General features: G+C 36.6%; 10 protein-coding genes. All 10 read right to left on the reverse strand.

The genetic code is table 11. The annotated features are described in order from the left end of the window. Window positions 1-3 precede the first annotated feature (3 nt). Window positions 4-1,389, reverse strand: coding sequence for a nucleotide sugar dehydrogenase (locus WG904_RS10430; protein ID WP_339579250.1), 1,386 nt, complete (start codon window positions 1,387-1,389; stop codon window positions 4-6). Between the two features lie 25 nt (window positions 1,390-1,414). Beyond that, window positions 1,415-2,701 carry a nucleotide sugar dehydrogenase gene (locus tag WG904_RS10435; protein ID WP_339579251.1) on the reverse strand — a complete coding sequence of 429 codons (1,287 nt, stop codon included), beginning with the start codon at window positions 2,699-2,701 and terminating at the stop codon, window positions 1,415-1,417. Window positions 2,702-2,737: 36 nt separating this feature from the next. Next, window positions 2,738-5,137, reverse strand: a complete 2,400-nt coding sequence (locus WG904_RS10440) for a GumC family protein (protein ID WP_339579252.1) — start codon at window positions 5,135-5,137, stop codon at window positions 2,738-2,740. Next, window positions 5,134-5,901 carry a polysaccharide biosynthesis/export family protein gene (locus WG904_RS10445; RefSeq protein ID WP_339579253.1) on the reverse strand — a complete coding sequence of 256 codons (768 nt, stop codon included), beginning with the start codon at window positions 5,899-5,901 and terminating at the stop codon, window positions 5,134-5,136. The genes WG904_RS10440 and WG904_RS10445 overlap by 4 nt, the downstream gene beginning before the upstream one ends. A 275-nt stretch (window positions 5,902-6,176) precedes the next feature. After that, window positions 6,177-7,856, reverse strand: a complete 1,680-nt coding sequence (locus WG904_RS10450) for a capsule assembly Wzi family protein (RefSeq protein ID WP_339579254.1) — start codon at window positions 7,854-7,856, stop codon at window positions 6,177-6,179. Between the two features lie 50 nt (window positions 7,857-7,906). Beyond that, window positions 7,907-8,503 carry a sugar transferase gene (locus tag WG904_RS10455; protein WP_339579255.1) on the reverse strand — a complete coding sequence of 199 codons (597 nt, stop codon included), beginning with the start codon at window positions 8,501-8,503 and terminating at the stop codon, window positions 7,907-7,909. Beyond that, window positions 8,487-9,716, reverse strand: coding sequence for a DegT/DnrJ/EryC1/StrS family aminotransferase (locus WG904_RS10460; protein ID WP_339579256.1), 1,230 nt, complete (start codon window positions 9,714-9,716; stop codon window positions 8,487-8,489). Before WG904_RS10460 ends, WG904_RS10455 begins: the two co-directional genes overlap by 17 nt. 212 nt (window positions 9,717-9,928) lie before the next feature. Then, on the reverse strand, window positions 9,929-10,537 hold the full coding sequence (locus WG904_RS10465) for an acyltransferase (RefSeq protein WP_339579257.1): 609 nt from the start codon (window positions 10,535-10,537) through the stop codon (window positions 9,929-9,931). Then, the gene (locus WG904_RS10470; protein ID WP_339579258.1) at window positions 10,534-11,553 is read right to left on the reverse strand and encodes a 3-oxoacyl-ACP synthase III family protein; all 1,020 of its coding nucleotides are present in this window, start codon (window positions 11,551-11,553) and stop codon (window positions 10,534-10,536) included. The genes WG904_RS10465 and WG904_RS10470 overlap by 4 nt, the downstream gene beginning before the upstream one ends. Further along, window positions 11,550-11,783 carry an acyl carrier protein gene (locus tag WG904_RS10475; RefSeq protein WP_339579259.1) on the reverse strand — a complete coding sequence of 78 codons (234 nt, stop codon included), beginning with the start codon at window positions 11,781-11,783 and terminating at the stop codon, window positions 11,550-11,552. The genes WG904_RS10470 and WG904_RS10475 overlap by 4 nt, the downstream gene beginning before the upstream one ends. Between the last annotated feature and the right edge of the window lie 47 nt (window positions 11,784-11,830).

Raw genomic sequence — 11,830 nt, forward strand, 5'->3', positions numbered from 1 at the left:
TTTTTATTGTCCTATACCATAATATTTAAACCCAAAATGCTCTAATTCTTTTGAAGAAAGTATTTTCCGACCATCAAAAACAAAAGATGGCTTTTTCATATTCTCTTTTATTTTTGTCCAGTTGTAATTCCTAAACTCATCCCATTCAGTTAATATCGCAATTGCATGACTATCATTACAAGCTAAATACGGATCATTTGTAATTTTAACTAATCTTCTATTGGTTTCGGAATCTCTAGTACCCAAATAATCAAGGTCGCTATACACCTGCTCTGCCGTTACCTTAGGATCGTAAATTTGCAATTCTGCCTCTTCATTGAGTAGATAATCGGCAACGTAAATTGCAGCCGATTCCCTAGTGTCATTGGTATCTTTCTTAAACGCCCAGCCCAAGAAAGCTATTTTTTTTCCTGAAACAGTATTATATAAAGTACGTATTATAGTCTCTGCGAACCTTCTTTTTTGATGATCATTCATGATGATAACTTGTTCCCAATAATCCGCAACCTCTTTTAGACCATACGAACGCGCAATATAGACTAAATTAAGAATATCCTTCTGAAAACAAGACCCTCCAAAACCTACAGAGGCCTTTAAAAATTTAGACCCTATTCTACTATCCATTCCTATGGCTTTAGAAACCTCGTCTACATTTGCTTCAGTTCTTTCACACAATTCAGAAATCGCATTAATAGAAGATACCCGCTGCGCCAAAAATGCGTTGGCAGTTAATTTAGATAGCTCAGAAGACCAAAGGTTGGTAGTCAGAATCCGGTCGTTAGGCACCCAGTTTGCATATACCTCTTTTAAAGAATTAATTGCCTGCTCATTTTCCCCTCCAATTAAAACTCTATCGGGTGATAATAAATCATCTATTGCCGTACCCTCTGCTAAAAATTCTGGATTTGACAAAATGTCGTAATTAACTCCATTACCTGTATTCTCTAATATACTTTTTAATGCCTCAGCAGTCCTAACAGGAAGTGTCGATTTCTCGACCACAATTTTGTCATCCTGAGCTACTTCGGCAATCTTCCGAGCACATAACTCAATATATTTTAAATCAGCTGCCATCCCTTTACCTTTACCGTATGTTTTTGTAGGGGTATTTACAGAGATAAATATCATCTGAGCCGCTTTTATTGCACTTTCCACATCAGTAGAAAAGAATAAATTTTGACCCCTCGCTCTGTCTACAATTTTAGCTAGGCCAGGTTCATAAATTGGTAGTTTATCTAAGTCGTTTCCATTCCAAGCATCTATCCTAGCTTGGTTCACATCTACAATTGTAACCTTTATGTGTGGGCATTTATGTGCGATTACGGCCATAGTTGGTCCTCCAACATACCCAGCCCCAATACAACAAATATTTGTAATTTTTTGAATCATGTATTTTGAGTTAGATGCCCTAGAATTACAGCCTAGAATTAACAATATTCCTATCTAAGCAAGCCTTAGTGTCAAATAATATCCCATCTGCCTTAACTAAGTCCTTATAATCCATTAGAAGGAATTCATCATGAGCAACTGCGAGTACAACAGCGTCGTACTGACTTTTAGGTGAAGCAATTAAGTTGATGCCATATTCATCGGCAACTTCTTCACTATCGGCCCATGGATCATAAACCTCTACATTCATCCCAAATTGTACTAGTTCTGAGTAGATGTCTACAACTTTCGTATTTCGTACATCAGGGCAATTCTCTTTAAAAGCAATACCTAATATTAAAACTTTACAGCCTGCTACCTTATGCCCTTTTCCAATAAGTAGTTTTACCACTTTGTTTGCAACAAACATTCCCATATTATCATTTACCCTTCTTCCCGATAAAATAACCTGGGGGTGATACCCTAAGGATTCTGCTTTATGAGCAAGATAATACGGGTCTACGCCAATACAATGCCCACCTACTAAGCCTGGTTTGTATTTTAAGAAATTCCACTTTGTACCAGCAGCTTCTAAAACATCGTGGGTATCGATACCCATTTTATCAAAAATTAGCGCCAATTCGTTTACAAATGATATGTTAACGTCTCTTTGGGCATTTTCAATAGCTTTGGATGCTTCAGCAACTTTAAGACTGGCTGCCTTATGGGTTCCTGCTACTATAATTGATTTGTATAAGTTATCTACAAAATCAGCTATGTCTGGAGTGGATCCAGAGGTCACCTTTTTTATTTTTGTAAGTGTATTAACTTTATCTCCAGGATTAATACGTTCAGGGGAATACCCACAAAAAAAGTCTTCATTATATTTTAGCCCACTAAATCTTTCTAACACCGGAACGCAATCCTCCTCGGTACAACCCGGGTATACCGTAGATTCATAAATCACTACATCACCCTTTTTTAATATAGCCCCTAGCATTTCTGATGCCTTTATCAATGGGGTTAAATCAGGAGCTTTAAATTGATTTATTGGTGTCGGAACAGTAACAATAAAGACGTTGTAGTTTTTAAGATCAGCGCGATCAAAAGAAAAATCCAACTTGCCATCACCGTAGCTCCCTGATGCTATCAATTTCAACTCTTCAACATCTGCCTCTCTTGTACGATCTTCTCCTCTTTTCAGTTCATTAATTCGGTCTTCATTTATATCAAACCCTAAAGTCGGGTATTGCTTGCCAAATTCGAGAGCAAGGGGTAACCCCACATAGCCCAGTCCAATAACAGCAACCTTTGTATTTTCTGCTAATTCCATTTTATAATTTATACTAATTTAGATAGTTAACCTTTATTAAAATCTACTAAAGAAATGCTTAACCATTTTTTTTAATGTGGGTTTTGATTTTTTGGCATCATCTGAATAATAGCCATAACCGTAACCATAGCCGTATCCATAACCATAACCATAACCATAGCCATAGCCAGCTCCATCCATTTTTACGCCATTAAAAATAATATTGATTCTTGGAAATTTTTGCTCTAAGCGAAGTGATTCTACCAAATTTAGTTGATGTTTAAATGTAACACCTTGTCTTACCACATATAAAGTAGCATCAGCAAGTCTACCCAAAACTTGAGCGTCGGTTACCAGCCCAATTGGCGCAGTGTCAATAATAATTTCATCAAAATCTTTTCTAAGAATATCTATCAAATCATCCATTTCACTTTGAATCAATAATTCTGAAGGATTAGGAGGAATGGGACCGGAGCTGATTACATTTAAATTCTCATTTAGTACCGACGATTGAATAACGTCTTTAACAGAAGCTGCACCTATTAAATAATTACTTAAACCAATACCCTTTTCGATACCAAGATATTTACTGGCTTTCGGTTTTCTTAAATCTAACTCTAAAAGAATAGTCTTCTTGCCGCTTAGCGCCAAAGAAGCTGCGATATTACTAGCAACAAAACTCTTTCCTTCTCCAGACATGCTAGACGTTAACAAGGTTACGTATCCTCGATTTATTTCGCGCTTTCCTTGCACGTACTGAAGATTGGTTCGAATAGCTCGAAATTGTTCTGCTATCGCCTTTCTGCTACCCGCAGTCACAACGATAGACTCGGAGCCTTCATTATAAATAATATCTCCTAAAATAGGCACCCTAGTGGCTGCTAAAATATCTTTTTTACTAACAATTTTGTTGTTCATAATCTCCTTGCCATAGAGGTATCCAGCAGGCAACAATAAACCTATTATTACAGCAAGAGCCAAAGTGAGCTGTCTCTTAGGCATTATCGGACTTTTTGAACTATAAGCCGGATCTACAACTCTGCTATCAGCAACTGAAGCAGCATACGATAGGGCCGTTTCTTCTTTCTTTTGAAGAAGATATAAATATAAGCTCTCTTTAATGGTTTGTTGTCTCTTAATACTAATGAATTCACGTTCCTGTCCTGGAATCTTTTTGATCGAACTTTCATATTGACTATTATTCCGTAATAATTCGGATTTAGTGCTGTTCAGAGAGATTAAAATATTTTTTATGCCAGCCCTAATGCCCTCACGGGTAGTTTCTATTTGGCGATTGATGGGATCAAACAAAGGGTTGTTAGGCACGGTTGTAGCCAGTAGTTGATCTTTTTTAAGTTGTAGATCACGCAATTGGTTAATTTGCCCCAAAAGAACAGGATCATTGATACCAAAGGTGCTAGGAAGTTTCTCCAATGATGAATTACTTTCTACGTAGTTTTGTATTTGATTAACCACCCCTATTTGAATATTAATCTCATTCAGCCTAGCATCATTAGACTTAACATTATCAAGAAACAAATTTGCCTCACTTGTAATATTCGTTAAGCCTTGGCTACTTTTAAAACTTTCTACCACGCCTTCAACTGCAGTTAATTCCCCAGTAATCAATTTTAATCGTTCATCGATAAAATCTAACGTACTTTGCGTTGTCCTATTTTTATCTGACAAACCATCTTCGTTATATACTTGAACTAAAGTGTTTAAAATATCTATACCTTGTTTAGGAACATTAGCCAAATAGGTAAGCTTAAGCACAGTGGAATTTTTGTTAGATAATTGAATATTCAATTTACCCAGGCATGAGTTAGCAACATTTTCCGGGTCAGAAATCAACACAGTAACGGGGCCAAGATCACTCTCCTTGAACAAGTTATTAGTTTGTATTCGATAAACTCCTAGGATATTGTTTTGAACTTTGTTTAATTCCCCGTTTATTACTTTACCGTTTCCTGATAAGCGATAATGAGTCCGGTTTGGGAAAGTAAGTTGCCAAGATCTATTGTACATCGCACTATCCAAATCCATTGCAACAAAATCAACTGGTTTAATAGAATAGATGTCACTATTAATAATTCTGCCTTCAACCTTAAAACTAACCATCAAATTTAACCGGCCAACTACTTTTCGCATTAAGGTTTTTGATTTCAGAATTTCTATTTCATTGTCGACAACTTTTGAACCAGTAAAAACATCTAAATCAGAAAGGACATCGCTTGTAGGCATGCCACCCTTTTTTTGATCCCTTATTAAAAGTGTTGTACTCGCTTCATAAATAGGCTCAGTATACCTCAAATAAAGAAAGGCCATCCCAATCGAGAATATAATTCCAACCACAAAAACAGGCCAGTGGAAATAAATCCTTCGTAAAATATTACTTATGTTAATCTGCTCTTCTGAATTTAACTCTTCAGAATGCTCTCTATTTTCAGCTTTCATTGGAAAAGTCTAACAATTACTACACTTATAACGGAAAGAGCACTCAATACCAGGGTTGCATTTCTATAGGCAACGTCTGAGCTAGCCACTTTAGATTTACCAGGCTGTATGTATAAAACATCATTATTTCTGAGATAATAGTGAGGCGAATTGAAAATATCCCTATTAGTAAGATCCAATCTAATGAACTGGCGCTTGCCTTGATCTTCTCTAATTAATAATATGTTATTTCTTAATGCTGTCACATTCAAATCACCAGCAAGGCTCAATGCATCGGTAACCGAAGCCCTTTCACTTTGAACGGGGTAAACCCCAGGCCTTGAAACATCCCCTAGCACTGAAACTTTAAAATTAACTACTCTTAGACTTACCACTGGTTCTTTTAAGAATTTAGTGAGTTTTTCTTGCACTAAGTTCCGTGCTTGAATAGAGGTTAAGCCTTCAATTTTTATGGACCCCACCAAAGGCAACTGCACAGAACCGCTTTGATCTACTAAAAATCCATTTGTACTATTACCACCCCCACTACTACTTGAAGTGGTATTTCCCATGTTAAATATTGCTGAGGCCTCCATATTTAAACTACTCACCGTCATTGCAACGACATCGTCCTTTTGTATTTTAATTAGTGAAAAATTTTCAATTTGTTCTTCAATTGTCCCCTTTCCTTCAAGGTCTTGAAAATATGGAATGTTTTTATAGGAAACGCAACCACTTAAAAAAAGGATTAAAACGATTATTCCTAGGGAATTGATTTTTTTCATACTATAGATATAAATTCTTTATATGCAAATGTAAGACTTTTCGTCTAATAATATAATTATAAACAAAGTTCGATCGTTCAGCCAAGCCCACCTAATAAGCAAATTTAATGCCGAATTTTTAAACAACGATAATCTAATTGTTTAACAACAGCTAAGACTTGATTTAATTGCATGTAAAAGTACCTATAGAAAACCATTTCAAAGCAAATAATCTAGGTAAGAGAGAAATTAGTCTATAAACAGTGGATTCATAGATGATAAATACGGCTTCGACGTTAGAAACTATATATTAACCCTACTTTAACATTAAAGTTCGAAACATCATTTTTATCGCCATTCCAATATTCGCCTGCAGGTGGTGGCGGTAAATAATATTGATAATTAAGTGCTCGGACAAAACCCATTTGAGAATTTATCGTAAATTTTTTAACCGTCCAATCAACTTGTCCGATAAAACCTAAATCGACCCACCTTTTTCGAGAATCTTTAGTCGCTTCGAACGTTTGGATGTACAAATCATTGTTATGTACTTGTCTTTCGATGACTAAGCCGATACGTTTTAGTCCCTTTACCCATGCTACATCTAAAGTTTGCATATTGCTGGGCCCGTTTCCAGCTCCTAAAAATTGTCCTTTATTTGTGTAACCTTGTCTCAGCTGTGTATGTGTATACCATGGGGCTACCGCCCGCACATGATTACTGTTGGAAGACTCTAACTGACTAAATTCTACCCCAACCTGTATACATTCATTTGTTTTTTGCTTAAGAGGAACTAACTTGTTAAATCCAACTATATAAGCTCGTGTATGTTCTGGCTCTAAAAAAGCATCTCTGAAATTCCACGAATGATCTTCGCGCCCCCACTGGAAATAGATTTCAGAATTTGACTCTGGCCAAACCCAACGCATAAATAAGGAAATGAGCTGATCTCTATCTCTCGAATCCTCAGTGTTAGAGTTCGAATTTTCGGCAAACGCAGCTTTGGTTAAGAAAGAAAAAACAGGAAGGTAATCCCCAACGCTATTCAAACTGTGCTGATAAGTAGTGAAAGCACGATCAAAGCCCAAATATAAGCCTGGTACCCATTTTGGCTGATAGGTAAAAACGAGACCATTAATATACCTCCAATCATTATCTTTTGCAGCGTAAGTTGAACCGATTGGCTGCCCTACACCAGAATTTTCTAATCGACCAGCAATTAACTGCCCTTCGAAAGAACCGATTGGCGTTTTAAGAGGTTTACCGGTGTTTAAAGTAAGGTGCTTAAATCCAGATGCATTGTTCGACATCAATAATGAGTTATATCGGCCAGGCCCCCACCATAAATTCTCATTAGAAATCCCTATAGCTGCCGATCCAAAAGTTAATTTAGCAGAGCTTTGTCCCCAATTTAGTTCGTTATAACTACCCTCTGAATAGTTTGTTGGCGCATCTACTCTATTTTGATAGCCATAATAATTAGTTACCAAATTTGCGGGTTGATTATAATCCGTCAAAACAGGATATTTACTGTCTTGGGCAAAAACATATTCCGGTCTAAATTGCACCGTTAATGGCCCTGCTTTTAAAAATACACCAGCAGAAAACATCGTTTCGTATCCTTTAGATGGAATCATTGCTCCATCGTTTATTCCATAAGGATGATGACTATTAAATTGTTGCTGCCAAGCAATAGGCAAAGCATACAGCTTAAACTTATCGTTGTTACTCGCCCAAAGCTGTGTGCGTAACTTAATAGAAGATGCCGAATCACCATAATTCAAATCGTCAGTCTCACTCATGTATAATGGCCTAACCATAAACGACCGCTTCGAAGTATCATTACCTAATAATTGCTGGCGTCTAAAGTTATCTTCAAGATTTGGCAACAGCCCCAAGGGTAAGGTCTGTGCGGCTAAAAAAGTAGCCTTTAAGCCAAATAATAGCGCGAAAACTAAAATTTTCAATAATTTCATAATTCAGGTAATTTGGTTTATGTACGAAAGCAATATAAATATAGTTTTAATTACTTCCTTTGCAAAATAGACGTTATGGTAAATCCAATAATCTTTATAGAACCCCATGCCGACTGGCTTAAGCCTGCTGATTCGATGTTAATCTTAATCTTATCGGGCATAATCACATCAATATAAGCTTGCTCTGGATTTTCGTATCGTGCTAAAATAACATTCTCGTCTACATATTTAATTGAAGCCATATCGGTAATTCCTGGCTTTAGGTCTAATACTTTCAATTGCTCATCACTATAAAGCGCCACGTATTTACGCACCTCTGGTCTTGGCCCAACTAAACTCATTTCGCCTTTTACCACATTTATCAGCTGTGGCAGTTCATCAAGCTTAAACTTACGTAAAAAAGCACCAACCGGAGTAATACGGGAATCGTTTTCCCCCAAAGTAAGCAAACCCGCTCTATCGGCGTTTGCATACATGGTTCTAAATTTTAACAACTTAAAATCTCGGTTATATTGCCCTACCCGAACTTGTTTATAAAAAACACTCCCTTTAGTGCCAAAAAAAAGCAGGCCATAAATGAGAATAAAAAAAGGAAGCAAAAGCAGTAGGCCAAAAAATGCAATTAAAAAATCAAGCAATCTTTTCACTCGTCTTCACAATATGGTAGGCTTGTTCTACAGTACTACAAATAAAATCAACCTGTTTAGTAGTTAACTGGGGGTAAATGGGCAACGAAATCTCTCGAGCATAATTATCATAAGCAATTGGAAAGTCGTCAATAGAAATCCCCTTATTAATGAAAGTGGTTAACATAGGTAATGGCAAGAAATGCACATTGACGCCAATTTCCATCGCAGTAATACATTCTATCATGGCATCACGTTCTGCCTCGCTAATATTGTTAATGCGCAGGGCATAAATATGATAACACGATTCCCTGTCATCATCCAGTAAAATAGGCATTTGTGCCCAAATTTTATTTTTAAAAAAATCTTGATAGTGTAAGGCAATTCGCTTCCTGTGTTGAAGCAATTGCTGATCATATTTTCTAATCTGTGCAAGCCCAATGGCCGCACAAATATCGGGCATGTTTACTTTTAAGCCGTCGAACAAAATATCGTAACGCCAACCACCTCCTGTACTTTTGCTAAAGGCATCTTTGGTTTGCCCGTTTAACGACCATAAACGCATCAACTCATATACTTCTCTTGGATTAAAGCTAATCGGCAAGTTTAAACTAATGGCACCTCCCTCTGCTGTAGTAATGTTTTTAACAGCATGCATCGAGAATATGTTCACATCAGCACATACGCCAGAGTTACGCCCCTTGTAAGTAGCGCCAATAGAATGGGCAGCATCGGCAATAATTAGTATTCTGCCCATCTTTACCTGCACCTCGCTCTCGGCAATAAATTTCGATAATACCGAAGGCTCAATAACCAGTCTTCTTAATTGATCGTAATGGCACATTAAGCCAGCCACATCTACCCCAATAATGGCCTTCGTTTTTGAAGTAATTACCTTAGCAACCGCCAATGGGTCGATCGTAAAATCTTCTAACACATCTACAAGAACAGGCGTTGCGCCACATTGAATTACGCACAGAGCTGTTGCGGCATAAGTATAAGCTGGTATAATTACTTCATCTCCTGCTTTTACACCCAACCATTTAAGGGTAAGAATAGCCCCAGACGTCCACGAATTTACACATAGCGTTTGTTGACAACCCGTAAGTTTAGTAATCTCTTGCTCTAAAGCTTTAACTTTTGGACCAGTGGTAATCCAACCAGACCGTAAAGTATCGGCCACTTCGTTGAGCACGTCATCATCTACATATGGAGGCGAAAAGGGTATTCTCATAGGGTTAATTGCTTGTGATATAAATTCATTTCTCGCTTACCTTGCAAAGATTTACAAAGATATAATTGTTATATTGATAAAACCGATTTACCGGAATATTATTATGTGCATCTGTAAACAATATTAACGATTTGCGACCTAATATTAATAGTCCATCTTCAAAAATCTTCAGCAAATAGCCAAAAGTAGGAGAGCATTTGTAAAAAAAGAGCTTAAGGATTATAATAATTCTCGTTATCCGATACTTCTCTTAAAAAAAACTTATCAATTTTTTGGGTATTGCCAGTAACTACAGCTGGATTCCCAGAAATCACACTGAAATCAGGAAATGACTTATTTACTACAGAACCTGCCGCTACAATACAACCCTTACCCAATTTAACGCCTGGCAGTATAATCGAAGATGCACCAATGAATGTATATGCACCAATTTCGACCCCTTCAATTGCGTAGCCCAAACGCTCATTTACGGATTGTTCGAAGTATTTACTGCCATTTAATCGAATTGCATTATGACTGCTATGTGTAAATATCCCAACCCAAGCACCTATCTGCGCTCCTTCACCAATAACAACCCCTCCAGTAGCATCAATGATAGAATAATGCCAAATCCATACATTATCACTAATATCTGCAGCACCCTTATTTAATAGTTTTACAGTATTGGATATCCTAGTTTTATAGTTAAACGTTTTCTTAACCTTGTTATAATATCCATAAACCATAAACGGCCTATTAATAGCCCCAATTAGCCTCATCAATGACGAACCCATTCTGCCAAACCAAGTAAGATATAATTTTAATAGGATCGATTTTTTCAATCTTGTTCAATGTTTATTATTGTTGCACCATAGGATAAGCCAACACCAAAACCAGCTAAAACTATTACCTCACCATTTGAAATGTCCTTATTCTCTATTAATTTTTTTAGAGAAATGGGAAGGGTTGAAGAAACAGTATTACCCACCTCTGCCGAATTAAAAATAAACTTTTCTTCGGGAATAGCTAGTTTGGCTCTTATTTTTTCCAACATAAATTTATTGGCTTGATGAAAAACAAATTTGCTTATTTCTTCAATTGATAAACCCTGCTTATCTAAAATAGCATGAATTAATTTTGGCACAACCGTATTCGTAAACTGAAAAACTGCTCTACCATCCATAAACAAATGGTTGTCGTTCCTTACAAAATCTTCTCCATCATAGATATCAACGTCCTTTGTTAATTTATTTCTTACACCACCATTTTTTACAATTAAACTTTCGTAACCAGCACCATCAGTGCCATATACAAAATCATTTACTTTAGCACCCAGTCCAATTGCCTCGTTGGTTACTAACACGGCAGCTCCACCATCTCCAAATAGGGTTTTATTACTTTTATCTTTCGGATGAATGTATTTGGTATACGTATCAGCAGTGATAACCAGAACTTTTTTTGATTGACCTGAAGCGATTAATCCTTTAGCTAGACCTAAGGAATAGATAAAACCAGAACAGCCCTGGTTTACATCTATTGCTCCTGTAGAATTTGGAAGACCTAAACGATCTTGCACGATACATGCGGTGGTAGGCAAAAAATAATCGGGGCTCTGGGTACAAAGAATAAGATAATCAATCTCACTCCTATTTATAGCATTTTCAGTAAAAAGCATTTCTGCTGCTTTAATGGCCATATCACTAGCAAATTCATCTGTAGCAGACAGGTGCCTGTTATGAATTCCTGTTTTGGAGGCAATCTTCTCTATTGTCCATTCGGGATGCTCACGGCCAATATCTGCATTTGATAAAGTTTGGCTCGGCAAATAATAACTTATATAATTAATATAGGCATTCATATCCCTTTTTGTTCTTTGATATAGTTGAAAATATCAGAAAAGGTAGCAAAAGATTTAAAGGCTTTATCACTTATTGAAACATCGTAATTTTCCTCCAATAAAACTACGATAGACATTCCCGCTAGCGAATCCCATTCTTCTAATTGTCTAAAATTTGTATCTGCAGTTATTAAATCCTTCGATTCGGGTAATTCTGTCTTAACCAGTTCCAATAAATCTTCGATTAGCATATGTCAAATATATTTATTTAAAGCTTTCCTTCAATGTTTTTATTTCC

This window comes from Pedobacter anseongensis (assembly GCF_037482965.1).
GTDB classification, from domain to species: domain Bacteria; phylum Bacteroidota; class Bacteroidia; order Sphingobacteriales; family Sphingobacteriaceae; genus Pedobacter; species Pedobacter anseongensis.